The sequence below is a fragment of the Leisingera sp. F5 genome (genome assembly GCF_001593695.1).
In genome coordinates, this window is the sequence record NZ_LUKH01000005.1 from 82,330 (window position 1) to 107,383 (window position 25,054).

The 25,054-nt window shown below is 59.9% G+C and carries 21 protein-coding genes; 13 read left to right on the top strand and 8 right to left on the bottom strand.

What is annotated here, in order from left to right:
• Nucleotides 1-6 precede the first annotated feature (6 nt).
• Together A2I95_RS04740 and A2I95_RS04745 are read left to right on the top strand one after the other, a co-directional pair.
• On the top strand, nucleotides 7-837 hold the full coding sequence (locus A2I95_RS04740; protein WP_291728364.1) for a carbon-nitrogen hydrolase family protein: 831 nt from the start codon (nucleotides 7-9) through the stop codon (nucleotides 835-837).
• Entirely contained in the window at nucleotides 837-1,277 is a 441-nt protein-coding gene (locus A2I95_RS04745; RefSeq protein WP_027257021.1) for a MarR family transcriptional regulator, read from the top strand. Before A2I95_RS04740 ends, A2I95_RS04745 begins: the two co-directional genes overlap by 1 nt.
• A 304-nt stretch (nucleotides 1,278-1,581) precedes the next feature.
• On the opposite strand, the gene ubiG is transcribed toward A2I95_RS04745, so the two are convergent.
• On the bottom strand, nucleotides 1,582-2,328 hold the full coding sequence (ubiG, locus tag A2I95_RS04750; protein ID WP_291728367.1) for a bifunctional 2-polyprenyl-6-hydroxyphenol methylase/3-demethylubiquinol 3-O-methyltransferase UbiG: 747 nt from the start codon (nucleotides 2,326-2,328) through the stop codon (nucleotides 1,582-1,584).
• Nucleotides 2,329-2,378: 50 nt separating this feature from the next.
• On the opposite strand from ubiG, the gene pip reads away from it, so the two are divergent.
• On the top strand, nucleotides 2,379-3,359 hold the full coding sequence (pip, locus tag A2I95_RS04755; RefSeq protein WP_291728369.1) for a prolyl aminopeptidase: 981 nt from the start codon (nucleotides 2,379-2,381) through the stop codon (nucleotides 3,357-3,359).
• Nucleotides 3,356-4,201 carry an ABC transporter substrate-binding protein gene (locus A2I95_RS04760; protein WP_291728371.1) on the top strand — a complete coding sequence of 282 codons (846 nt, stop codon included), beginning with the start codon at nucleotides 3,356-3,358 and terminating at the stop codon, nucleotides 4,199-4,201. The genes pip and A2I95_RS04760 overlap by 4 nt, the downstream gene beginning before the upstream one ends.
• A gap of 24 nt (nucleotides 4,202-4,225) precedes the next feature.
• On the opposite strand, the gene A2I95_RS04765 is transcribed toward A2I95_RS04760, so the two are convergent.
• Nucleotides 4,226-5,164, bottom strand: coding sequence for a c-type cytochrome (locus A2I95_RS04765; protein ID WP_291728373.1), 939 nt, complete (start codon nucleotides 5,162-5,164; stop codon nucleotides 4,226-4,228).
• Between the two features lie 131 nt (nucleotides 5,165-5,295).
• Between A2I95_RS04765 and A2I95_RS04770 the strand changes: the two genes are divergently transcribed.
• The 6 genes from A2I95_RS04770 to infB all read left to right on the top strand — a co-directional run bounded on the left by A2I95_RS04770 (nucleotide 5,296) and on the right by infB (nucleotide 12,063).
• Nucleotides 5,296-5,772, top strand: coding sequence for an RNA polymerase sigma factor (locus tag A2I95_RS04770; RefSeq protein ID WP_291728407.1), 477 nt, complete (start codon nucleotides 5,296-5,298; stop codon nucleotides 5,770-5,772).
• Nucleotides 5,769-6,518: a hypothetical protein gene (locus A2I95_RS04775; protein ID WP_291728376.1), complete on the top strand. Its 750-nt coding sequence runs from the start codon at nucleotides 5,769-5,771 to the stop codon at nucleotides 6,516-6,518. The genes A2I95_RS04770 and A2I95_RS04775 overlap by 4 nt, the downstream gene beginning before the upstream one ends.
• 190 nt (nucleotides 6,519-6,708) lie before the next feature.
• Nucleotides 6,709-7,299, top strand: coding sequence for a ribosome maturation factor RimP (gene rimP / locus A2I95_RS04780; protein ID WP_291728378.1), 591 nt, complete (start codon nucleotides 6,709-6,711; stop codon nucleotides 7,297-7,299).
• Nucleotides 7,299-8,915, top strand: coding sequence for a transcription termination factor NusA (gene nusA / locus A2I95_RS04785; RefSeq protein ID WP_291728380.1), 1,617 nt, complete (start codon nucleotides 7,299-7,301; stop codon nucleotides 8,913-8,915). The genes rimP and nusA overlap by 1 nt, the downstream gene beginning before the upstream one ends.
• A gap of 26 nt (nucleotides 8,916-8,941) precedes the next feature.
• Entirely contained in the window at nucleotides 8,942-9,562 is a 621-nt protein-coding gene (locus A2I95_RS04790) for an RNA-binding protein (RefSeq protein ID WP_291728382.1), read from the top strand.
• Nucleotides 9,563-9,570: 8 nt separating this feature from the next.
• Complete coding sequence (infB, locus tag A2I95_RS04795) at nucleotides 9,571-12,063, top strand: translation initiation factor IF-2 (protein WP_291728384.1); 2,493 nt, start codon at nucleotides 9,571-9,573, stop codon at nucleotides 12,061-12,063.
• 655 nt (nucleotides 12,064-12,718) lie between these two features.
• On the opposite strand, the gene mutT is transcribed toward infB, so the two are convergent.
• The 3 genes from mutT to A2I95_RS04810 are packed head-to-tail and all read right to left on the bottom strand — an operon-like array spanning nucleotide 12,719 to nucleotide 15,194.
• Nucleotides 12,719-13,117 carry an 8-oxo-dGTP diphosphatase MutT gene (gene mutT, locus A2I95_RS04800; protein WP_291728386.1) on the bottom strand — a complete coding sequence of 133 codons (399 nt, stop codon included), beginning with the start codon at nucleotides 13,115-13,117 and terminating at the stop codon, nucleotides 12,719-12,721.
• Nucleotides 13,114-14,340: a bifunctional glutamate N-acetyltransferase/amino-acid acetyltransferase ArgJ gene (gene argJ, locus A2I95_RS04805; RefSeq protein ID WP_291728388.1), complete on the bottom strand. Its 1,227-nt coding sequence runs from the start codon at nucleotides 14,338-14,340 to the stop codon at nucleotides 13,114-13,116. The genes mutT and argJ overlap by 4 nt, the downstream gene beginning before the upstream one ends.
• Before the next feature lie 2 nt (nucleotides 14,341-14,342).
• Complete coding sequence (locus A2I95_RS04810; RefSeq protein WP_291728390.1) at nucleotides 14,343-15,194, bottom strand: peptidylprolyl isomerase; 852 nt, start codon at nucleotides 15,192-15,194, stop codon at nucleotides 14,343-14,345.
• Nucleotides 15,195-15,371: 177 nt separating this feature from the next.
• On the opposite strand from A2I95_RS04810, the gene secA reads away from it, so the two are divergent.
• The 3 genes from secA (at nucleotide 15,372) to A2I95_RS04825 (ending at nucleotide 20,866) form a co-directional block, all read left to right on the top strand.
• A complete protein-coding gene (gene secA / locus A2I95_RS04815; RefSeq protein WP_291728392.1) occupies nucleotides 15,372-18,074 on the top strand; it encodes a preprotein translocase subunit SecA in 2,703 nt (900 codons plus the stop codon).
• 305 nt (nucleotides 18,075-18,379) lie between these two features.
• Nucleotides 18,380-19,288: a hypothetical protein gene (locus A2I95_RS04820; protein WP_291728394.1), complete on the top strand. Its 909-nt coding sequence runs from the start codon at nucleotides 18,380-18,382 to the stop codon at nucleotides 19,286-19,288.
• Between the two features lie 24 nt (nucleotides 19,289-19,312).
• Nucleotides 19,313-20,866, top strand: a complete 1,554-nt coding sequence (locus tag A2I95_RS04825; RefSeq protein ID WP_291728396.1) for a phosphate ABC transporter substrate-binding/OmpA family protein — start codon at nucleotides 19,313-19,315, stop codon at nucleotides 20,864-20,866.
• Nucleotides 20,867-20,967: 101 nt separating this feature from the next.
• Here the strand turns inward: A2I95_RS04825 and radC are convergent, their stop codons facing one another.
• From radC to dnaK, 3 genes are all read right to left on the bottom strand, one after another.
• Nucleotides 20,968-21,732 (bottom strand): DNA repair protein RadC, encoded by a 765-nt coding sequence (gene radC / locus A2I95_RS04830; RefSeq protein WP_291728398.1) that lies wholly within the window; start codon nucleotides 21,730-21,732, stop codon nucleotides 20,968-20,970.
• A gap of 243 nt (nucleotides 21,733-21,975) precedes the next feature.
• Nucleotides 21,976-23,136: a molecular chaperone DnaJ gene (dnaJ, locus tag A2I95_RS04835; protein ID WP_291728400.1), complete on the bottom strand. Its 1,161-nt coding sequence runs from the start codon at nucleotides 23,134-23,136 to the stop codon at nucleotides 21,976-21,978.
• Nucleotides 23,137-23,214: 78 nt separating this feature from the next.
• A partial coding sequence (dnaK, locus tag A2I95_RS04840; protein ID WP_291728402.1) for a molecular chaperone DnaK occupies nucleotides 23,215-25,054 on the bottom strand: 1,840 nt, incomplete at its 5' end.

The window sequence follows — 25,054 nt, forward strand, 5'->3', positions numbered from 1 at the left end:
GATAAAATGCGCACAGCTCTGCTTCAGATGACATCCACTGACATCCCGGCTGAAAACCTGGAGACCGTGAAGGCGATGATGGCGGAGGCTGTGCGCGGCGGGGCGGGCTTTGTTCTGACGCCCGAGGTCACCAATTGCCTCTCCGGCAGCCGGACCCATCAGAATGGTGTCCTGTGTCACGAAGAGGATGACCCGACGCTGGCCGACCTGCGTGACGAGGCGGCAAAACACGGCATCTGGCTGCTGCTGGGTTCGCTGGGTATCAAGACCCACGACAACGACGGGCGCTTTGCCAACCGGCAGTTCCTGATCAGCCCGCAGGGTGAAATCAAGGCGCGCTATGATAAGATCCATATGTTCGATGTCGAGGTCACACCCGAGGAAACATACCGCGAGTCTGATGGCTACAGACCGGGCACCCAGGCGGTTGTGGCAGAGACGCCTTTTGCCAGAATCGGCATGACTATCTGTTATGACGTTCGCTTTCCGCATTTGCACCGGGCACTGGCCAAAGGCGGGGCGCAGATCATCACTGCGCCGGCGGCGTTTTCTTATGTTACCGGAGCCGCACATTGGCATTCTCTGTTGCGGGCCCGCGCGATTGAAACCGGCTGCTTTGTGCTGGCGCCTGCGCAGACTGGCAAACATCCGGCTTCCCGCGGGCCAAGCCGCAAGACCTATGGACATTCCCTTGCCGTGGCCCCATGGGGCGAAGTGCTGGCTGATGCCGGCCAGGAACCGGGTGTGACTTACGTTGATCTCGACCTCGAAAAAGTGGCAGAAGCGCGCAAGCGCGTGCCTTCTCTGACCCACGACCGGGAGTTTGACGGACCCTGATGGATGAGACCCATTCCCTGGCGGTATCGCTGTTCAGCGAAATACTCATGGCTGACCAGCTGGCCCGGTCGCGCCTCAGCAAAGTGCTGCCAAAAGGGATGGAACTGTCGCATTTCTCGGTGCTGAACCACTTGGCACGGGCTGGACTGGAGCGCTCGCCCGCGCAGCTGGCCAAGGCGTTTCACGTGACCCGCGGAGCGATGACCAACACGCTGAGCAAACTGGAAATGGCGGGATACATCCATGTCCGCCCTGATTGGGACGATGCGCGGCGCAAGATGGTGGCGATCAGTCCGGCTGGCAAGCAGGCCCGGGATGCAGCACTGGCCGGGATCATTCCGGTGATCTCCGAAGTCGTGGGTGAGTTGGGCAGCGACCGGGTGCGGGCGACCTTGCCTATTCTGCGCGAATTGCGCGGCAAACTGGAAGAGAGTGGATGAGAGGTTGAAACCAAGCCGTCTTCTGCTTGGAGTTAAAAAGGGACGCCTGCAAGCAGACGCCCCTCTTCCCCATCAGTCCCCATCATGCCGTGAACGGCGATCGTTTAACCATTGGGCAGACCCCCCAGTCACAATGGCAAGCAGTTACTTGGTTCTTAGCTTGCGCCCAATCGCGGCTTAGAAAAATACACCGACCCCGCTTGATAAAGATAGCAAGCAGGACGCGATGGCCAAAGAGTGCATAAGGATTACTACCTATCCTTTAGGATAGGCGGCAGAAAAAAACTGGCCGGCGAGGGCACTCTTAGCCAGGTTTTATGCTGGTAGTTACGTAGTTTACCGACAGATCCCGTTCGGATATGGTCCAGTTCCAGGTGATCGGGTTGAACACGAACCCCTTACGGTCAACAGGATTCAGGCCGGCATTGCGCAGCAGTTCGTAAAGTTCATCCGGGGTTATGAACTTGGACCACTCATGAGTGCCGCGCGGCAGCCAGCGCATGATCACCTCAGCCCCGACAATCGCCATTGCAAAGCTTTTCGGGTTGCGGTTGATGGTTGAGCATATTTCCAGCCCGCCGGGCTTCAGCAGTGTATGGGTAGCGGTGAGGAAGCTCAGCGGATCGGCCACATGTTCGACCACTTCCATGTTCAGCACGACGTCGAATTGTTCACCGGCAGCAGCCAGTGCCTCGGCGGTGGTGTGGCGGTAGTCGATCTCCAACTCAGATTGTTCGGCATGAATGCGGGCAACCGGCAGGTTGCCTTCTGCCGCATCGGCGCCAACCACTGTGGCACCCAACCGTGCCATCGGCTCGCTCAGAAGCCCGCCACCGCAGCCGATATCCAGCAGCCGTAGCCCTTCGAACGGGCGCTGTGACGTCAGGTCGCGGCCGAATTCCCCGGCGATCTGGCGGGTGATATAGTCCAGCCGGCACGGGTTCAGCATGTGCAAAGGCTTGAACTTGCCATTCGGATCCCACCACTCCGCCGCCATCGCTTCGAATTTGGCGATTTCCGCAGGGTCGACCGTGGATTGAGGCGCTTGCATTCCTGTCTCCGTGTGCTCTTTTGTAGTCTGACGTTTCACTAAGGTCAGTAATGGATAGATACCCGGACCAAAAGCGCGCTGTGCATTATCTTTATCCGCCGGTCGAGCCCTTTGACCAGCGCATGATCGACGCAGGCCAGGGCCACAATATATATGCCGAACAAAGCGGCAATCCCAATGGCATTCCAGTGATTGTGTGCCATGGCGGCCCCGGCGGCGGCAGCAGTCCGGCGATGCGGCGGTATTTCGATCCGCATGTGTATCGAATCATCCTGTTCGATCAGCGCGGCTGCGGCCGCTCGCGCCCCTATGCGTCGTGCGAGGACAACACCACCTGGCATCTGGTTGCCGATATGGAACTGATTCGCCGCCAGCTGGGCATCGAATCGTGGATCCTGTTCGGCGGCAGTTGGGGGGCGACGCTGGCGCTGATTTATGCCCAGACCCACCCGGACCGGGTGCAGCAGATCATCCTGCGCGGTGTTTTCCTGATGACCAAGTCTGAACTGGACTGGTTCTATGGTGGCGGTGCCGGCAAGTTTTGGCCCGAAACCTGGGCTAAATTCGTCTCGCTGATCCCCGATGCGGAGCGAAGCGACATGATTGCTGCTTATCACAAGCGGTTGTTTTCCGGAGACCTCGACGAAGAAGTGCGTTATGGCCGGGCCTGGTCGGCTTGGGAAAATGCGCTGGCGTCGGTGCATTCCAACGGCCAGAGCGGCGAAAGCCCCGGCGACTATGCACGTGCCTTTGCCCGGTTGGAGAACCACTATTTCATCAATAGCGGTTTCCTCGATTATGATGGGCAGATCCTCGCCAATATGGACCGGATTTCGCATATCCCAGGGGTGATTGTGCAGGGCCGTTACGACATGATCTGCCCGCCGTCTTCTGCGTGGCGCCTGAACGAGCTGTGGCCAAATGCGGAGTTGAAGATGGTACGCAATGCCGGCCATGCTCTGTCGGAGCCGGGAATCAGCGCTGAGCTGGTCCGGGCGATGGACCGGATTGCAGGAGAGCTTGTGCCATGACGCGCATTGACCGCCGCGCGCTGTTCACCTCGGGTGCAGCCGCAGCCTTGCTGGCGGCGGCTGGCGGGGCCGTCGATGCATCGCCCAAGGCCGGTGGCGCGCTGCGTCTTGCGGTTCCTCGCGACGGCGGGCTTTTGGAACAGGCCGCCCGCGGTGCAGTCTATGACACGCTGACAGAAATTGCCCCTGATGGTTTGCTGCGCGGAGAATTGGCTACAGGCTGGCATTCGACGCCGGACGCCAAAACCTGGACCTTTGATTTGCGTGCGGGCGTGGATTTTCATGACGGCTCACTGCTGACGGCAGAGGATGCAGCCGCGTCGCTTTCCGCACAGGGCATTACCGGGGGTGAAGTACGCGCGGTCACTGCGTTGGGCAACCTGCAATTGCTGGTGGAATTGGCGCAGCCCAATCCGCATTTGCCCTACCTTTTGGCTGGTGCCGATCTGATGATTGCACCCGCTGGTGAACTGCCAGCACCGCTGTCCGCTGCGATTGGCACAGGATGCTACAAGGTGGAACGAGCTCAGGAAGGCCGCCATTTCCGTGCGTCCCGAGTTGCAAAACACTATAAATCCGGCATCGCGGGCTGGGCTGAGACAGTAGAGATTATTGTGATTCCTGATGCCGCAGTCCGTGCCGAAGCGCTGCGGGACGGTTATGTCGATATCGCTGCATTGCCGGAACCGCGTGGTCTCCTGAAGCGCGGGGAATTCCTGTATCATCCGTCTTCCAGCAATATGGCTTTGGCCGCCCGGCACAATGTCGGCATTCCGCGAAAAGTAGGTCAGCGCGAACCGATGGATGACGGGCGGATCGCTGAGCGCTGGTGGATGGCCTGAGCGGCCATCCCCAGTATTGACGCTTCAACTTTCCTGACGGATGTAGGCTATAACATTCTGTACATCCTCATCTTTCTTCAAACCTTTGAAGCCCATGCGGTTGCCGGGCACCACGCTCTTGGGGTTTGAAAGAAAGGACGTTAGCTGGTCTTCACTCCAGGTCAGGTTGGCGTTCTTAAAGGCGCCTGAGTATTTAAAGCCATCTGCCGCGGCGGAACCAGTACCGATGATACCGTGCAGGCTGGGGCCGGCGCCGTTTTTGCCTTGTTCAAAGCTGTGGCAGGCCTGGCACTTGCGGAACACTTTCTTGCCCTTGGCCGGATCGCCTGACAGCACCACCTCAGTCTCCTGTGCTGCGGGGGCAGTCTGGGCGGTGTCGCGACCGGCTTCAAACACAAACCGGGCGGTAACCGGGACGGTGCGGGTAATGCCGGAGAGCTTCGCCAGTTCTTGCAGGATATCGACGCCTTTGGTCAGGCCCGCGTCCTCAACACCCAGAAACAGCAGGTCATTGGTGGTGACCATGACTTTCCGGTCCGACAGGCGGACCACAAACATTTCCGTTTCCACAGGAATATCGCGCCCCAGCAGGCTCAGCTTGCCTTCCACATCCGCAATCAAGGTGCCGCCTGCAGGCAGCGCCTCCAGCGCAGCGATATCGACCTGGGCCGTCAGCGTGGCCTGAGGCTCGCCATTGAACACATAATCAATCATTCGTTCATTGCGGATATCAATGAAGGTCTCCACCGATGGCAGCGAAATTGCCACAGTGACAGTGCCGTCCTTGCTCACGCTGCCAGTCAGCTCTTCAAAGCTGTGCACTTCGCCCACTGTGTCTTTTTTAACCGAACCAAAGGCGAGCTTGGAGCTTGCGCTGTCCAGCATCCAGTCTGCCGACAGCGCGGATTGGCCCGCAAAAATCAGCGCTGCAACAGAAACGCCACGAAACAGTGAGTTGAGCATCCTATCTCCTTCCTATTATCAATGTTCTTGCGGCGCGGCAGTTCGGCCGGCCCTGAGATCAAAACACGGCAGGAGCGCGGATTATTCGCTGGTTCGGCAAAAAAACGGCTGAGGAAGAGGTCCGGGAGGGGATAAGCCCCCTCTATCCCCGGTTGTGGCGGTTTTGCCTGATGCAGACCGGGCGGCGGGACCGGGCGGATGATCTGGCACAGATGACCTGTCTGCGCGCACTGGAAAAACACGCAGGCTATCAGGCAGGCACGCATCTGGACCGCTGGCTGTTCCGGATCGCGCACCGGCTGTGGCTGAATGAGCTGCGGGCAACGGCAGTACGCACCGGCGGCGGGCTGGTGGCGCTGGAAGAAACCGAGATCCCGGATCAGCGCGTAAACACGGAAACGAATATTTTTGCCCGTCAGGTGTTTTCAAAGGTAGGGGAGCTGCCCGAAAGCCAGAGGGTCACGGTTTTGCTCGTCTATGTCGAAGGCTTTGCTTACAAGGAGGCAGCGGAAATCCTGAATATCCCCATCGGCACGGTGATGAGCAGACTGGCCGCCGCCCGCAAGAAGATTGCGGGAGAGTTGGCGGAAACGGAGACGGGAACATGAATGAAGCGCAAGCGGCATTCACCGATGAAGAGCTGACAGCCTACCTGGATGGCGAGGCCGATGCCGCCTTGCGCGGTCGGGTCGAGCTTGCGCTGACTTCGGATGCGGCTTTGGCGCAGCGTCTGCAGACGCTGGATCTGCCTGTGGCTGCGTTGCGGGACGTCTTTTCCACAGCGGCGCTGGGCGCTCCGCAGATGCCGGATGGGCTGATTCCCGCATCCCGCCCCGCCCGTGCGCCGCTGCGGCTGGTTGCCGGGCTGGCGATGGCTTTTGGTCTTGGAGTTCTTTCCACCTACATGCTGCAGCCCGGACCCCAGCCTCAAAAGGCGCCGGGATGGAAAGCTGTCGTGGCATCTTATCAGTCACTCTACATCACCGACACTGTGGTGAATGCCGGTCAGCCGACCGAAGTGACAGCCGAAGTGCTGGACGGATTTAGCAGCGGCCATGGCGTGGACTTGTCTCCGGCTCAAACTGTCGAAGGACTGGAATTCAAACGCGCCCAGCTGCTGGGTTTCAAAGGCAAGCCTCTATTGCAAATGGCTTATCTCGGCCCGGACGGCGTGCCGGTGGCCTTCTGTATCACCCGTTCCTCTGGTGCGGATAAGGCGATGCAAAGCGAAGTTCTGGCTGGCATGGCTGCTGCCTCCTGGGTCAGTGATGGGATCGGTTATCTGGTGATTGGCGGCCAGGATCAGAGCTTTGTGGATGGGGTTGCTGCGGATCTTCAAGGCAAGCTGGGGTAGCGGTCCTGCAGTCCGTAACTCTGCGCGCTGCACGACCCTCTTGCAGTTTCGTCCGAACCGTCCTATATGCCTTTGACAACAGCGGCGCGTTGAACCTCTGGTTTAAGGCTCCACCGGGAATTTCAACGGGCCGCGCGCCCGTTTTTTTGTGCCCGCAGGCCATTGCCTGCAAGCCCCAAGTGGAGGTCTGATGACCAACGACCTGATTGCCAAAGCTGCCATCGACCGGCGCCTGGCCGAGATCATCACCCCGGTGATTGAGGATCTGGGCTATGAGCTGGTGCGGATCCGGCTGATGTCTGGTAAGGCAACCACATTGCAGATCATGGCTGACAAGCCGGATGGCGGCATCGAGGTGGATGATTGCGCCGCGATCTCGAATGCGGTCAGCGCGACATTGGACGTCGAGGATCCGATTATTGACGCCTATGCGCTGGAAGTGTCGAGCCCTGGCATCGACCGGCCGCTGACCCGGCTGAAAGATTTTGATATGTTCGAGGGTTATGAGGCCAAGCTCGAAACCGATGAACTGGTCGGCGGCCGCCGCCGCTTTAAGGGTGAGCTGGCGGGCACCGAAGGAGACGAAGTCCTGATCAACATCGAAGATCAGGGCGAGACCGTGACCATTGGTTTGAAATTCGACTGGCTGAGCGACGCCAAGCTGGTTCTGACCGATGATCTGATCAAGGAAATGCTGCGCCAGCGCAAAGAGGCCGGCACGCTCAACGAAGACGCATTCGACGAAATCGAGACCGAAGAGTCCGAAGAGGAGAACAAGTAATGGCTATCACCTCTGCAAACCAGCTGGAGCTGTTGCAAACCGCCGAGGCCGTGGCGCGCGAAAAGATGATCGATCCTGGTCTGGTCATCGAAGCGATGGAAGAGAGCCTCGCCCGTGCGGCCAAAAGCCGTTACGGCGCCGAAATGGACATTCGCGTGTCGATCGACCGCAAGACCGGCCGGGCGAAATTTACCCGCGTTCGCACTGTTGTGGCGGACGAAGAGCTGGAAAACTATCAGGCTGAGCTGACCGTCGAACAGGCCCGCCAGTACATGGCGAATCCTGAAGTAGGTCAGACCTACGTCGAGGAAGTACCGCCGGTTGAAATGGGCCGGATCGCCGCCCAGTCGGCCAAGCAGGTGATTCTGCAGAAGGTTCGTGAAGCAGAGCGTGACCGCCAGTTCGAAGAATTCAAAGACCGCGCCGGCACCATCATCAACGGTCTGGTCAAGCGCGAGGAATACGGCAACGTCATCGTCGATGTGGGGGCCGGCGAAGCCATCCTGCGCCGCAACGAGAAGATCGGCCGCGAAAGCTATCGCCCGAACGACCGTGTGCGCTGCTACATCAAGGACGTGCGCCGCGAGCCGCGCGGCCCGCAGATTTTCCTGTCGCGCACCGCGCCGGAATTCATGGCCGAATTGTTCAAGATGGAAGTGCCGGAAATCTATGACGGCATCATCGATATCAAAGCGGTTGCCCGGGATCCCGGCTCGCGCGCCAAGATTGCTGTTATCTCCTACGATGGCTCGATCGACCCGGTCGGCGCCTGTGTGGGTATGCGCGGCTCCCGCGTGCAGGCCGTGGTGAACGAGCTGCAGGGCGAGAAGATCGATATCATCCCATGGAACGAAGACCAGCCGACCTTCCTGGTTAACGCGCTGCAGCCGGCCGAAGTAACCAAGGTTGTGCTGGATGAAGAAGCCGGCAAGATCGAAGTTGTGGTTCCGGAAGAGCAGCTGAGCCTGGCCATCGGCCGCCGCGGTCAGAACGTGCGCCTTGCGTCGCAGCTGACCAACCTCGACATCGATATCATGACCGAGGAAGAAGAATCGGCCCGCCGCCAGAAGGAATTCGAGGCGCGCACCAAACTGTTCATGGAAACCCTGGATCTGGACGAATTCTTTGCCCAGCTGCTGGTTTCCGAAGGCTTTACCAATCTCGAAGAAGTCGCCTATGTCGAGCTGGACGAGTTGCTGGTCATTGACGGTGTTGACGAAGGCACCGCCGGGGAACTCCAGGCCCGTGCCCGCGACTACCTGGAAGCCAAGGCCAAGGCGGCCTTGGATGCGGCTCGCGAATTGGGCGCCGAGGATAGCCTGATTCAGTTCGAGGGCCTGACCCCGCAGATGGTCGAGGCACTCGCCAAGGACGACGTGAAGTCTTTGGAAGATTTCGCCACCTGTGCGGACTGGGAACTGGCCGGCGGTTGGACCAACGACGGCGGCGAGCGGGTCAAGGATGACGGGATCCTGGAGCCCTTCGGCATGACGCTGGAACAAGCGCAGGACATGGTGATGACCGCCCGCATCATGCTGGGCTGGGTCGACCCGGCCGAGCTGGAAGCAGATGCGGCGGAAGACGAAGATGCTGGCGAAGAGGAAAGTGAAGCCTGAGTTCAGGCTTCACAGAGGAGAACTGCATGACACGCGGCGGCGCCATAAAAGACCGGACCGACGACAGCGAGCGTAAATGCATCGCAACCGGCGAGATCCAGCCCAAACAGGGCCTCATCCGTTTTGTGATGGGTCCTGACGGGCAAGTTGTGCCTGATGTGATGGGCAAGCTGCCCGGCCGCGGCGTCTATGTGGCCTCCAGCCGGGCCGCCTTGGAAACGGCGGTCAAGAAGAAGCTGTTTGCCCGCGGCTTCAAGGCCCAGGTCCAGGTGCCGGACGAATTGGTTCAGGAAGTTGAGCGGCAGGTTGTCCGCCGGCTTGTTGAACTGATCAGCCTGGCGCGCAAGTCGGGTGATGCGGTGTCCGGCTTTGAGCGGGTGAAAGACTGGCTTTACAAAGAGGATGCCCGGGTGCTGATCCAAGCGTCCGACGGGTCAGGCCGCGGAAAGTCGAAGCTGAGCACCCCCTACAAGGGCAAATTCATCGGCTGCCTCACGGCGGACGAGCTGGGAATGGCATTTGGGCGCCAAACTGCAATACATGCCGCCCTCGCCTCTGGCGGACTCAGCAAACGTGTTGTAGATGAGGCGCAACGACTGCAAGGTTTGCGCGAAATGGTGGGCGGCGACGGCCGCACGGAAGGATAAGAAGCTTTATGAGCGATAGTGACGGCAAAAAGACACTGGGTCTGCGTGGGGGTTCCCGTCCGGGGAACGTGAAACAGAGTTTCAGCCATGGACGGACCAAGAATGTCGTAGTGGAAACCAAACGCAAGCGCGTTGTGGTTCCCAAGCCGGGTGCGGCCAAGGGCGGCGGCGGCGCTGCGCCTTCCACATCCGGATCGCGCCGACCTGCCGGCATCAGTGACGCTGAGATGGAGCGCCGCCTGAAGGCGCTGCAGGCTGCCAAAGCGCGTGAGGTCGAAGAAGCGGCCGCACGGGCCGCGGAAGAAAAAGCGCGCGAAGAAGACCGCAACCGGCGTCGCGCCGAAGCGGAAGCCAAGGAACGCGAGCAGCGGGAAGCCGAAGAACGCGCCAAGGCCAAGCAGGAAGAAGAAGAGCGCAAGAAGCGTGAAGCTGAAGTGGCAAAAGAACGTGCAGCTGCTGCAGCCGCTGCTCCTGCGCCCGCTGCGGATACGCCCAGGACAGCCCGTCCGGCGCCGAACAAGCCTGCTCCGGCTGCTGCGCCGCGTAAAGCGGACCGCGAACGCGAGCAGCGTCAGAACCGCGGCAAAGGTCAGGACGATGGCCGCCGCTCGGGTAAACTGACGCTGGGCCAGGCGACTGGTGGCGGCGGCAACCGCCACCGTTCGATGGCGTCGATGAAGCGCAAACAAGAGCGTGCCCGGCAAAAGGCCATGGGCGGTCAGGTCGAGCGCGAAAAGGTCATCCGCGACGTTCAGTTGCCCGAAGCGATTGTGGTTTCGGAACTGGCCAACCGGATGGCGGAGCGCGTTGGCGAAGTTGTCAAATCGCTGATGAACATGGGCATGATGGTTACGCAGAACCAGACCATCGATGCCGATACCGCCGAACTGATCATCGAAGAATTCGGCCATAAGGTGGTCCGGGTGTCCGCCTCTGACGTCGAAGACGTGATCAAAGAGGTCGTGGACAAGGACGACGATCTGAGACCGCGTCCGCCTGTCATCACAATCATGGGCCACGTTGACCACGGCAAGACCTCGCTGCTGGATGCGATCCGGGATGCACGTGTTGTGGCTGGTGAAGCAGGCGGCATTACCCAGCACATCGGCGCTTATCAGGTGAAAACTGAAAGCGGCACCGTGCTGAGCTTCCTGGATACGCCCGGCCATGCGGCCTTTACCTCGATGCGCTCGCGCGGTGCTCAGGTGACGGATATCGTGGTTTTGGTTGTTGCCGCGGATGACGCGGTGATGCCGCAGACCATCGAGGCCATCAACCACGCCAAGGCGGCGCAGGTTCCGATGATCGTGGCGATCAACAAGATCGACAAACCGGCGGCTGACCCGACAAAGGTCCGCACCGATCTGTTGCAGCATGAAGTGGTCGTGGAAGCCATGTCCGGCGACGTGCAGGATGTGGAAGTCTCCGCGGTGACTGGCCAGGGTCTGGACGAGTTGCTGGAAGCCATTGCACTGCAATCGGAAATCCTGGAACTGAAAGCCAACCCCGACCGGGCCGCCCAAGGTGCCGTGATCGAGGCGCAGCTGGATGTGGGCCGAGGCCCCGTAGCAACTGTTCTGGTTCAGACCGGGACCTTGCGCCAAGGCGACATCTTTGTTGTGGGTGAACAGTACGGCAAGGTCCGTGCGCTGATCAACGACAAGGGCGAACGCGTTCAGGAAGCCGGCCCGTCGGTTCCTGTTGAGGTTCTTGGCCTCAACGGCACTCCGGAAGCAGGCGACGTGCTGAACGTGACTGACACCGAAGCACAGGCGCGCGAGATCGCAGAATACCGTGAGCAGGCCGCCAAGGATAAGCGCGCTGCAGCTGGTGCTGCGACCACGCTGGAACAGCTGATGCAGAAGGCCAAGGATGACGAAAATGTCTCCGAGCTGCCGATCCTGGTCAAAGCCGACGTGCAAGGCTCCGCCGAAGCCATCGTTCAGGCGATGGAAAAGATCGGCAACGACGAAGTGCGCGTGCGCGTGCTGCACTCGGGCGTCGGTGCGATCACCGAAACCGATGTCGGCCTCGCCGAAGCCTCCGGTGCGCCGATCATGGGCTTCAACGTCCGTGCCAATGCTTCGGCCCGCAACACCGCCAACCAGAAGAGCGTCGAGATCCGGTACTATTCGGTGATCTACGACCTAGTGGATGATGTGAAAGCGGCGGCCTCTGGCCTGCTGTCTGCCGAGATCCGCGAGAACTTCATCGGTTATGCGCAGATCAAGGAAGTCTTCAAGGTTACAGGTGTTGGCAAGGTTGCCGGCTGTCTGGTTACCGAAGGCATTGCCCGCCGTTCGGCAGGTGTGCGTCTGCTGCGCGACAACGTAGTAATCCACGAAGGCACGCTGAAGACGCTGAAGCGTTTCAAAGACGAAGTGTCCGAGGTTCAGTCCGGCCAGGAATGCGGTATGGCGTTTGAAAACTATGATGATGTCCGCCCGAACGACGTGATTGAGATCTTCGAACGCGAAGAAGTCATCCGTACCCTCGATTGATCGCTACGGAAGCTGAAATAGAAAACAAGCCCCGGCAGAATTGCCGGGGCTTGTTTTTTTCCGCTGGGGTTTGTCTGACCGTTCTCAAAGGCGCGCTGCAGCTTTCGGACGTTTGCAAAGAACAGGGCGCCGCTTTTGACCTTTGTCTGCTGGTAAGTCTGCGGAGATTTTCCGCCGTTTTATAAGGGCGTGCCAGCGCTACGGGTGAAAGGCCGAATCGTAATCAAGCAGTGCCCGTGAACGCAGTAGCAGACTAAAATCCGAAAGGTTGCGTAAACTGAAAACCAAATCGCGAAGGTGGTGCCGAATAAGGGCAGCATCGTCTGCAGCCCTCTTTTGCCCGACCTGCATCTCAGCCGGCAGGTGATACCGGACGGCCTTCATATGTTCTGTTGCCAACCCGCACCGCGATTTTCCCGTCAGGGAGTGCCCGTATGAAAATGCCCTGAACCAGCGAAAAGCTGCCAACTGCGATTGTCCTTAGCATGGTCTTCTCCTGCCCAATTGCAACTTCGGGTAGTCAACATGACCCGTACCCTGATGCTTGGACAAAGTGATTAATAAAGGGTTCATATGCTCCGGTTGGGAAATAAAAGCCTTGGAAAAGCGGCCAAATCCATCATGGAAGAAACTCGGCGTCGCAGCCTTTTGGACCCTACAGCCAATCGCGCAGGATTGGGATCAGCGGGATATCGGCCGGCGGCATTGGATAGTCACGAAAATCCTGCGGCCGCACCCATTTCAGGGTTTGGCCTTCATTGGCTTGCGGAATGCCATCCCACTTGCGACACGCAAAAAGCGGCATTAGCAGGTGGAAATCTTCGTAGGAGTGGCTGGCGAAGGTCAGCGGCGCCAAGCAAGACGCCCAGGTGTCAATGCCCAGTTCCTCCTGCAACTCACGGACCAGCGCAGCCTCCGGTGTCTCACCGGCTTCGATCTTGCCGCCCGGAAACTCCCACAGGCCGGCCATGGATTTGCCTTCAGGGCGCTGCGCCAGCAGCACCCGCCCATCCGCATCGATGAGCGCAACCGCTGAGACCAAAACAACCTTCATGACCGGTAGTCCGCGTTGATGGAGATATACTGGTGCGTCAGATCGCAAGTCCAGACGGTGGACCTGCCATCACCCAGGCCCAGGTCCACCTTGAGGGTAATCTCCTGCTTCTTCATCTCGGCGGCACCCAACTCTTCCTTGTAGTCCGGCGAAACCCAGCCTTTTTCCGCCACCAGCACATCGCCAAAGGAAATCGACAAGAGATCCCGGTCCGCTGCAGCCCCGGACTTGCCGATCGCCATCACCACGCGGCCCCAATTCGGGTCTTCGCCGGCAATGGCGGTTTTCACCAGCGGTGAATTGGCGATCGCAAGCCCATGTACCTTGGCCTCTGCGTCAGAGGCCGCTCCGGTGATCTGGATTTCCACGAATTTGGTCGCGCCTTCGCCATCGCGCACCACTTGGTGCGACAGGTTCAGCATGACCCGCTCCAGGCCTGCCGCAAACTCTGCGTTTCCAGTCGCGTCGACGCCCGAAGCGCCGGTGGCGCACAGCATCAGGCTGTCGGACGTCGAGGTATCACTGTCCACGGTGATGCAGTTGAAAGTCCGGTCGCAGATCTCGGCGAGCTGTTCCTGCAGGTCAGCTTGCCCGACCTTCGCATCGGTGAATATGTAGACCAGCATCGTTGCCATATCCGGCGCAATCATGCCTGAACCCTTGGCGATGCCGGCGATCTTGACCGTCTGGCCGCCAATCCCAACCGTGGCGCTTGCACCTTTGGCAAAGGTGTCGGTTGTCATAATCGCCTTGGCGGCACCTTCTAGCGCGCCTTCGTTCAAACTGCCGTGCAGCTCGCCAATCTTTGCCACAATGCGGTCGTGCGGCAGAGGTTCGCCTATGACACCTGTGGAGGCCGTAAAAACACGCTCGGCGGGCAGGCAGGTTGCATCCGCAACGGCAGTCGTGATCTGAGCCACCGAGCTTTGCCCGAAATGACCTGTGAAGGCGTTGGAGTTGCCGGAGTTCACCAGGATTGCCGCACCGGCGTCAGCACTGCTGCCCAGTTTGGCTTGGCAGTCCAGAACCGGAGCAGAACGGGTCTTGGAGCGGGTGAAAACCCCGGCAACCGCAGTGCCCGGGTCCATGACCGCCAGCATTACGTCGGTTCTGCCTTGATATTTGACCCCGGCCGCGGCAGATGCGAAACGCACGCCCTTGATCACCGGAAGATCGGGGAAGCTGGAAGGTGCCAGCGGCGAGACGGGCATGGGTGCGGCCATGATCAGTTCCTAACCAGGCTAAGGTCTTTGAGAATTGCTGGATCCAGGTCCTCGATCTCGGACCGTTCGATTTCTGCGGAGGCGGTCAGTTCATTCACGCGTTCTTCCACTGCCTTTTGGCGCAATTCCTCGGCCAGCTGTGCCCGCACTTCTTCAAACTCGGGGGCTTCGGTCTTGCGGCGCTCATGCAGCAGGATCACATGCCAGCCGAACTGGGTTTTCACGGGCCCTGAAATTTCACCGGAATGAAGCTTCAAAACAGCATCTTCGAACTCTGGCACCATACGGCCTGTGGTGAACCAGCCCAGATCGCCGCCGCTGGGGCCGGAGGGGCCAGTGGACTTTTCCTTGGCAAGCGTGGCAAAATCGGCGCCGGCGTCCAGTTCCTTCTTTACGTCTTCTGCGTCCTCTTCACTCTCGACTAGGATATGGGCGGCATGAAACTCGTCACCGCCGTCTCCGGTAGAGTATTTTCCGTCATAGGCGGCACGCAGCGCATCCTCGCCGCTGGCCTTTTCCATGATCATATCGATCACGTTGGCGGCAAGCATTGCGCGCTCTTCGTTTTCGACGGACAATTGCACGTAGCGAGGCACTTCGCCATGCAGTTGCTGTTTCAGCGCGGTTTGCTGAACGAGCTGATCCAGGATGGCATTGTAGAGCACGTCATCAGGCAGCTGTTTGTACTGTGCGGGCAGGTTTTCGCGAGCCATGACCATATGACCGATGGTAATTTCCTCGCCATTGACCGAGGCAACAACCGTGTTGGCATGAGGCGCAGCAGCTGCGGCCAGCGGCAGCGCAGTACAGGCAACCACCGCCACGCCACGCAGAAAAGTGAGACCTTTACGCATTGAAACCTTCCTATTCATAGGCCGCATAGGGGCCTGCCGTTGACACTCAATACCCTGCCGCTTACATCGCCTTGAGGCCATTGGCAGGACCGTCTTTCCACCATTGTTTATGGGTTGCGGACACGGCGGGCAAGCCTGCCCGATGCAAAGGCCGGACATAGGATCGCTGGAGAAAACATGCTGGGTTTCGGAACACTCGCCAAAAAGGTTTTCGGCACACCGAATGACCGTAAAGTTAAGGCGACACGGCCGCTGATTGCACAAATCAATGGGCTGGAGGATACGTTCGCGAAGCTCAGCGATGACGGGCTGAAGGACAAGACCGAAGAGCTGCGCAAGCGCGCATTGGGCGGTGAAAGCCTGGACGCGCTGCTGCCCGAAGCCTTTGCCAACGTGCGTGAAGCGGCAAAGCGGGCGCTGGGTCTGCGGGCTTTTGATACCCAGCTGATGGGCGGGATCTTCCTGCATCAGGGTAACATTTCCGAGATGAAGACCGGCGAGGGCAAGACCCTCGTGGCGACCTTCCCGGCCTATCTGAATGCGCTGACCGGCAAGGGCGTACATGTGGTGACAGTGAACGAATACCTGGCCACCCGCGACAGCGAATGGATGGGCAAGGTGTTTGCGCAGCTGGGCATGACCACCGGTGTGATCTGGTCCGGCCAGGCCGACGCCGAGAAGATGGCCGCCTATGGCAGCGACGTCACCTATACCACCAACAACGAGCTAGGCTTCGACTACCTGCGCGACAACATGAAACCGTCGCTGGACCAAGTGTTCCAGAAGCAGCACAATTTTGCCATTGTTGATGAGGTCGACTCGATCCTGATCGACGAGGCCCGCACCCCGCTGATTATTTCCGGCCCGGCTGAAGACCGATCCGAACTTTATTCAACCATCGACAAAGTGATCCCGCTTCTGTCGGAAGAACACTATGAGATCGACGAGAAGACCCGCGGTGTGACCTTCACCGAGGACGGCAATGAATACCTGGAGCAGACGCTGCGCGAGCACGGGCTTCTGGAACAGGATGCCTCTCTCTACGATCCGGAAAGCACCACCGTTGTCCACCATGTGAACCAAGCCTTGCGAGCGCACAAGCTGTTCCAGCGGGACAAGGATTATATCGTTCGCAACGGCGAAGTTGTTCTGATTGATGAATTCACTGGCCGCATGATGCCGGGCCGCCGCCTGTCCGAAGGATTGCACCAGGCCATTGAGGCCAAGGAAGAGGTCAATATCGAGCCGGAGAATACCACCCTGGCCTCGGTCACCTTCCAAAATTACTTCCGCCTTTATGACAAGCTTTCGGGCATGACCGGCACCGCGATGACCGAGGCGGAAGAATTCGCCGAGATTTACAGCCTCGGTGTGGTCGAAGTGCCGACCAACCGCCCGATTGCGCGGGTGGATGAGGATGATCAGGTCTACCGCACCGCCCGTGAGAAATACGAGGCGATGATCAAGGAAGCCAAGGTAGCACATGCAAAGGGTCAGCCGGTTCTGCTGGGCACGACCTCGATCGAGAAATCCGAACTGCTGAGCCAGATGCTGCAGCAGGACGGCATCCCGCACAATGTTTTGAACGCCCGCCACCACGAACAGGAAGCGCAGATCGTTGCTGATGCCGGCCGCTATGGTGCGGTGACCATTGCCACCAATATGGCCGGCCGCGGCACCGATATTCAGCTCGGCGGCAACGTCGAGATGAAGGTGCTGGAAGTGCTGGAGCAAAACCCCGCGGCTGATCCCGCAGAACTGCGTGCCGCCGAGGAAGCCAAGCACGCCGAGGAAAAGCAGAAGGTGCTGGACGCAGGCGGGTTGTTTGTGATGGCTTCCGAGCGCCACGAAAGCCGCCGCATCGACAATCAGCTGCGCGGCCGTTCCGGCCGTCAGGGCGACCCGGGCCGTACCCGGTTCTATCTCAGCCTTGAAGACGACCTGATGCGCATCTTCGGGTCGGAACGGCTGGACAAACTGCTGTCATCGCTTGGCATGAAGGAAGGCGAGGCGATTATTCATCCCTGGGTGAACAAATCTCTGGAACGCGCCCAGGCCAAGGTTGAAGGCCGTAACTTTGACATGCGGAAGAACGTGCTGAAGTTCGACGATGTGATGAACGATCAACGCAAGGTGATCTTCAATCAGCGCCGCGAAATTATGGCCGCCGAAGATTTGTCCGAGATTGTCGCTGACATGCGTCACGAAGTGATCGACGATCTGCTCGACACCCACATGCCGGCAAAGACCTATGCCGATCAGTGGGACACGGCAGGCCTGCAGGAGCAGGTCCGCGAAATGCTGAGCATTGACGCGCCGGTGGCGGAGTGGGCCGCCGAAGAAGGCGTCGATGACGAGCAGATCCGCGAGCGTCTGGTTGAGGCGTCTGACAAGATGATGGCAGAAAAAGCCGCGGCCTTTGGCCCGGAAAACATGCGCAATATTGAAAAGCAGGTTCTGCTGCAGACCATAGACAAGAACTGGCGTGAGCATCTGCTGACGCTGGAGCATTTGCGCTCGGTGGTGGGATTCCGCGGTTATGCGCAGCGTGATCCGCTCAATGAATACAAGAACGAAAGCTTTCAGCTTTTTGAAAGCATGCTCGATTCCTTGCGTGAAGAAGTGTCCCAGCAGCTTGGCCGCGTGCGTCCGATGACTGAGGACGAGCAGCAGCAGATGCTGAAGGAAATGGCTGCCCGCCAGGCCGCGATGCAGCAAATGGCAGTCCCGCAGCCAACCGCTGCCGAAGCTCCGGCAGAAGACCCGGCACCGGGTTTCGTTGAGGATGATCCGGCGACCTGGGGCAACCCCTCACGCAATGACAAATGCCCTTGCGGGTCGGGTAAGAAGTTCAAGCACTGCCACGGCAGCCTGACCTGAAACCTGAAGAAGACATGTAGGTTCCATTTTGAACCGGCGTCCGGCGACGGGCGGGTGATCTCCCGCCCGTCGCCGGACATTTGGCAAAGGCCGCTCCTGTTGGGCATGGCGCTGCGCAAGGGACAGCGCGCGAGGTCGCCACAGAGCCTCTGACGCAGCCAGGGCACGGGGAGCACATTTGTTGCCCGATGCGCAACAAAGATGGCGTGATTGCCGTATTTGCCGGAATCTCTCCTGCTGGCGGCCACAAACTGGCCGGCATTTCCAGACAAGCTTCCTTAACCGAACAGGTTCAGGAGGATCTAATGTTGAGCAAACAAGTGATGCTGACGAGCGCGATGACGCTGGCTTGCGCCTTGGGCATCGGATTCTACATGCAAACCTCAGTCCCGGGCTTGGTGGTCAACGTGGTCGGGCGTACCGCCGCTGCTGATCCCGAATTGCCAGGGGAACCCGAAGCTTCTCAACTGCAGATCGAAAAGATCACCCTGACCTCGGCGCCTTCTGCAGCCAGTAAGTTCAAAGCGGGCAGCCAGCCTGCAGAACCGGAGCACGCAGTGTCCTGCCAGATGACCGCCGCAGCCGAAGCAGCGCCGATGGCGATGGCCAGACTATCTGTTGAGGCGCCTTGCCGGGCAAATGAGCGGCTGACCGTGCATCACAGCGGCATGACCTTTACTGCTGCGCTGGACCAGTCGGGCCGGTTCAGCGCGCTGGTGCCGGCTTTGACCCAGACGGCTGTCTTCATCGCAGAGACCGCAAATGGGGGCGGCGCAGTTGCCGTTGCAAAGGTTGATGGCCTGGAAACCATTGAGCGTATTGTTCTGCAGTGGACCGGCAGCAGCGGTTTCGAAATCCACGCCCGCGAGTTCGGTGCCGCTTATGGCAGCACTGGCCATGTTTGGCACGGCACGGCCGGTGCCGGGGCTGGGCAGGTCGTCCGCTTGGGTGACGACAGCCAACTGGCACCGCGTATTGCCGAGGTTTACAGCCTGCCAAATGACACAAGCGGGTCTGGCACTGTGTCCTTGACTGCTGAGGCCGAAGTTACGGCGGTCAATTGCGGCAGGGATGTTTCTGCTCAGGCACTGCAATTGCGCGGTGGACAGCTCACAAGCCGGGATTTGGTGATGGCAATGCCGGATTGCGATGCAACAGGCAGCTTTCTGGTGTTGAATAATCTGGTAGAAGACTTGAAAATCGCATCCAACTGATTTGCGGCAACTTCAGGTATCCATATGACCTTCTTTCGTGCGGCCATTTGCGCCGCACTTTTTCTGGCAGTCTTTGCGCGCGGTCTTGCTGCTCAGGACGTCACCCTGTCTTCCCCGGATGGCGCAGTAGAAATCACTGGCACGTTGCTGGGATTCGACGGCGAGTTTTATCGGGTACAGACCCAGTTTGGTGAACTCACCGTCGATGGTTCAGGCGTAGCGTGCGATGGGCCAGGCTGCCCCAGCCTGTCCGGATTTGTTTCGGAAATCACTTTGGCTGGTTCTTCAGCCATGTCTGAAGTTCTGATGCCTGCGCTGATTGAAGGCTTCGCCCTTCGGAATGGCTATCAGACTCACTTGGAGGCATTGCCGGACGGGAATTTCAGCCATGTCCTTCTGCGCGGGCAAAAGCCGGCCGCACGCTTCACGTTCCTGGCCAGCAATACCGATGGCGGGTTTGCGGCTCTTATCGCGGATGAGGCGGATGTGACGATGGCACTGCGGGAAATCCGACCGCTGGAACAAAAAGCCGCCCGGGCCGCAGGATTGGGTGATCTGACCGGTCCGGGCCGCAGCCGGGTTCTGGCGCTGGACGCCTTTGTGCCGGTGGTGGCGCCCAGCAATCCGGTGCGCGAGATTTCTCTGCCGCAACTGGCTGGGATATTCTCCGGTCAAATCACTAACTGGCAAACGATTGGCGGTCCTGATGCGGCGATTTCACTGCATATGCCGGTTTCGGGCTCAGGCCTCGCCCAGGCGGTGGAGGATAGGCTGATGTCGCCTTTCGGAGCTGGGTTCACAACACGAATCCGCCGCCATGACCGCAGCAGTACACTTGCCCGCCGGGTTCTCGTCGATCCCTTTGCAATTGGTATCGCCAGCTTTGCCGAAAAAGGCGCAGCGCGGATGCTGACGTTAACGGGCCCTTGCGGGTTCTCTCTGCAGGCCAGCCGCCGGGCGGTAAAGACTGAAGACTATCCGCTGACTGTTCCCATGTTCCTTTACTTGCCGGTCCGGCGCCTGCCCAAAGTTGCGCGGGACTTCCTGGCTTATGTGCGGGGACCTGCGGCGCAAGCAGTTATCCGCCGGGCGGGTTTTGTCGATCAGGCGCCAGAACGGATCCCGGTCAGCCGCCAAGGCCGCCGTCTGGCAAATGCGATTCTAGCTGCGGAGGAAAAATCCGATCTGGAGGAACTTCAGCGGATGGTGGGCCTTCTGGGCGGCATGCGGCGGTTGACCATCTCGTTCCGGTTCGAACCTGGATCGGCGCGCCCTGATGCGCAATCCCGCAGCAACGTCGAGCAGCTGGCCCGCGCCCTGGAGGCAGGAGAGTTCGACGGAAAAGAAGTTGTTTTTGCTGGGTTTTCCGATGGTGTCGGGCCACCTGAAGGCAATCGGCGGATTGCTTTGAAGCGGGCCGGTGCAGTTCGGGATGCTGTGATCAAAGCAGCAGAGACGGCAGATACAGCACGGCTGCAAATCAGCACACATGGCTTTGGCGAGGCCTTGCCGATGGCCTGTGACGACAGCGAATGGGGGCGGCAGATCAACCGCCGGGTTGAGGTCTGGGTGCGTTAAGTGCCGGGGCAGCGGGCCTGCTCCCGCGTGTTTGACACGGCATCAGAGATGCCTTGCAAACCCTTGGGCCGGGCACCGCGCTGGCGCGCGTTGCGGCAACGCTAGAGAAGCCCGCGGGCGCGGAAGCTGAGTTCGGTGGATTTTCCGATAATCAGGTGGTCGTGCAGGGTGATGCCAAGGGCGGTCAGGGCGGCCAGGATCTGATCTGTCATACTGAGGTCACTGTCCGACGGCGTTGGGTCGCCGGACGGATGATTATGGACCAAAATCAGAGCACTAGCGTTGATCTCAAGAGCCCGTTTGGCGACTTCTCGGGGGTAAACCGGGACATGGTCGACGGTGCCGCGGGCTTGTTCCTCGTCGGCAATCAGCACGTTCTTGCGATCCAGGAACAGGATGCGGAATTGTTCGGTTTCGCGGTGCGCCATGGTGGTGTGGCAATAGTCCAGAAGCGCGTCCCAGCTGGAAATCACCTGGCGCTGCATCACCCGGGCACGGGCCATGCGGTGGGCTGCGGCCTCCAGCACCTTGAGGTCGGTGATCACCGCATCGCCGATACCCCGGACCTGTGCCAGCCGTTCCGGAGAGGCCGTGACAACGCGGTTGAAATCGCCAAAATTATCAAGAAGTTGCCGGGCCAGGGGTTTGACGTCGCGGCGCGGGATGGAGCGGAACAGGACCAGTTCCAGCAACTCGTAATCCGGCATTGCGGCGGCACCGCCAGCCATGAACCGGTCGCGCAGGCGAGTGCGGTGGTCCTTGATGTAGGAGGGCAGCCGGCCTGCGGCGAGAGGCAGCGCAGGGGCTTCGTCGCTGCCAGGAAACAGCGGCAGGGAGACGTCCTGGAATGAGGGGTCCTGTGCCATGGTGCCATGGTGCCGCCATCATGGTTGAGGAAGTGTTAACGCAGGCCTCAATGCAGCGGCGCAAGGAGGGTGGCTTGCGTGCACCGCCTGTGCACCCCCGCAGCGCAGCATGGGGCGGGAAGAGGCAGGCAAAAGAAAAGCGCCCCGAAGAGGGGCGCTTTCTATTAAGATGATTACGGCGGGACCCGGGGTTCCGCCCGTTCGGCCCTGAAACGCTCCCCCGGAGCGTTTCCAGGACGGGTCTCACCCCTTCATGCCATCCCAGAAGCTTTTCACCGAAGAGAAGAAGCTGCGGGATTCGGGGTTGGTGTTGTCCTCGGACATTTCCTCGAACTCGCGCAGAAGCTCCTTCTGGCGCGAAGTGAGATTGACCGGGGTTTCCACCGCCAGTTCGATGAACATGTCGCCGGTGGCACCGCCGCGCAGGGCTGGCATGCCCTTGCTGCGCAGACGCATCTGACGGCCGGACTGACTGCCTTCGGGGATCTGCACCCGGCCGCGGCCGCCGTCAATGGTCGGCACCTCGATGGAGCCGCCAAGGGCTGCCTTGGCCATGCTGACCGGCACCCGGCAGTAAAGATTGTTGCCGTCGCGCTCGAATAGGGAGTGCGGAGCCACCTCGACAAAGATGTAGAGGTCTCCCGGAGGGCCGCCGCGCAAGCCGGCTTCGCCTTCGCCGGCGAGGCGGATGCGGGTGCCGGTTTCCACCCCTGCCGGAATGTTCACCGACAGTGAGCGGTCCTTTTCGACCCGGCCGTGGCCGTGGCAGGATTTGCACGGGTTTTTGATGATCTGACCCAGGCCCGAACAGGTCGGGCAGGTGCGTTCAACGGTGAAGAAACCCTGTTGCGCGCGCACCTTGCCCATACCGGAGCAGGTCGGGCAGGTTGTGGGTTCCACGCCGCCTTCGGCGCCGGTGCCCTCGCAAGAGGTACAGGAGACCGAGGTCGGAACCTTGATGGTCTTATGCAAGCCGCCAAAAGCGTCTTCCAACGAGACCCGCAGGTTATACCGCAGGTCAGCACCGCGGGAGGCCCGCTGCCGTCCGCCGCCGCCGCCGCGCTGGCCGCCCATGAAGTCGCCAAAGAGGTCGTCGAACACGTCCGAAAAGGCGGAAGAGAAATCACCGCCGCCAAAGCCTTGGCCCTGACCGCCGCGCTGGCCGCCGCCCATGCCGTTTTCAAAGGCGGCATGGCCAAAGCGGTCATAGGCCGCCTTTTTCTCGGCGTCCTTCAGGACGTCATAAGCCTCGTTGGCTTCCTTGAACTGCGATTCGGCGTCCGGATTGTCGGAATTCCGGTCGGGGTGCAGTTCTTTGGCCTTCTTGCGAAAGCCCTTTTTGATTTCGTCTGCGGTGGCGCCCTTGGCCACGCCCAGAACGTCGTAATAGTCGCGTTTTGACATCGGATAACCCCATCTGCCTCAACGAAAATGGGCCGGTCCGGGGTTCGGACCGGCCCGCTATGGCCTGCGTATCAGGCGTTAGCGCTTGTCGTTGTCCAGGTCTTCGAATTCCGCGTCAACAATGTCGTCGTCAGCCGGGCTTGCGGCTTCGTCAGCGGCGGCAGGTTCTTCCTCGCTGTCTGCTTCGGCCTGCGCCTTGTAGATCGCTTCACCCAGCTTCATGGCGGATTCGGTGACGTTCTGGATGCCTGCCTTGATCTTCTCGGCAGTCGACTTTTCGTTCTCCAGGTCGTCCTTCAGCGCGGCAATGGCCAGTTCGATCACTTCGACGGTCGACGGGTCTACCTTGTCGGTGTGCTCTTCTACAGCTTTTTCGGTCGAGTGGATCAGGCTTTCGGCTTGGTTTCGGGCTTCGATCAACTCGCGGCGTTCCTTGTCCGCTTCGGCGTTCTCTTCGGCGTCTTTGACCATTTTTTCGATGTCGTCGTCCGAGAGGCCACCCGATGCCTGAATAGTGATCTGCTGTTCCTTGCCGGTCGCCTTGTCCTTGGCGCCGACCGACACGATGCCGTTGGCGTCGATGTCAAAGGTCACTTCGATCTGCGGCAGGCCGCGCGGCGCCGGCGGGATTTCCTCGAGGTTGAACTGGCCGAGCATCTTGTTGTCGGCAGCCATTTCACGCTCACCCTGGAAGCAGCGGATGGTTACGGCGTTCTGGTTGTCTTCTGCGGTCGAGAACACCTGGGACTTCTTGGTCGGGATAGTGGTGTTACGGTCGATCAGCCGGGTGAAGACACCGCCCAGGGTTTCGATGCCCAGGGACAGCGGGGTCACGTCGAGCAGCACCACGTCCTTGACGTCGCCCTGCAGAACGCCGGCCTGGATGGCGGCGCCCATGGCAACCACTTCGTCCGGGTTCACACCCTTGTGCGGCTCTTTGCCGAAGAATTTGGTGACTTCTTCAATGACGCGCGGCATGCGGGTCATACCGCCGACCAGAACCACCTCGTCGATGTCGCCTGCGGACAGGCCTGCGTCTTTCAGCGCGGCCTTGCACGGATCCATCGAGCGTTTGATCAGGTCGCCGACCAGGCTTTCCAGCTTGGCACGGGTCAGTTTCATCACCATGTGCAGCGGTTGACCCGAAGACGGGTCCATCGAGATGAACGGCTGGTTGATCTCGGTCTGCGATGTGGAGGACAGCTCGATCTTGGCTTTTTCAGCGGCTTCTTTCAGACGCTGCAGGGCCATCTTGTCCTTGGACAGGTCGACGCCGTTTTCCTTTTTGAACTGGTCCGCCAGGTAGTTGACGATACGCATGTCAAAGTCTTCGCCGCCCAGGAAGGTGTCGCCGTTGGTCGACTTCACTTCGAACAGGCCGTCGTCGATTTCCAGGATGGTGACGTCGAAGGTGCCGCCGCCGAGGTCATAAACCGCGATGGTTTGGGTTTCTTCTTTGTCGAGGCCATAGGCCAGCGCAGCCGCGGTCGGCTCGTTGATGATGCGCAGCACTTCGAGGCCCGCGATCTTGCCGGCGTCTTTGGTGGCTTGGCGCTGGGCGTCGTTGAAATAGGCCGGCACGGTGATTACAGCCTGGGTGACTTCCTCGCCCAGGTAGGATTCGGCGGTCTCTTTCATCTTACCCAGGGTGAAGGCAGAGATCTGCGACGGGGAGTATTTCTCACCCTTGGCTTCGACCCATGCGTCGCCGTTGCCGCCGTTGACGATGGAAAACGGAACCATTTTCTTGTCTTTGGCGACTGCGGCGTCGTCGAACCGGCGGCCGATCAGGCGCTTGACACCAAACACGGTGTTGTCGGGGTTGGTGACGGCCTGGCGTTTAGCCGGCTGGCCGACCAGGCGCTCATTGTCGGTAAAGGCAACAATCGACGGGGTTGTGCGTGCACCCTCGGCGTTT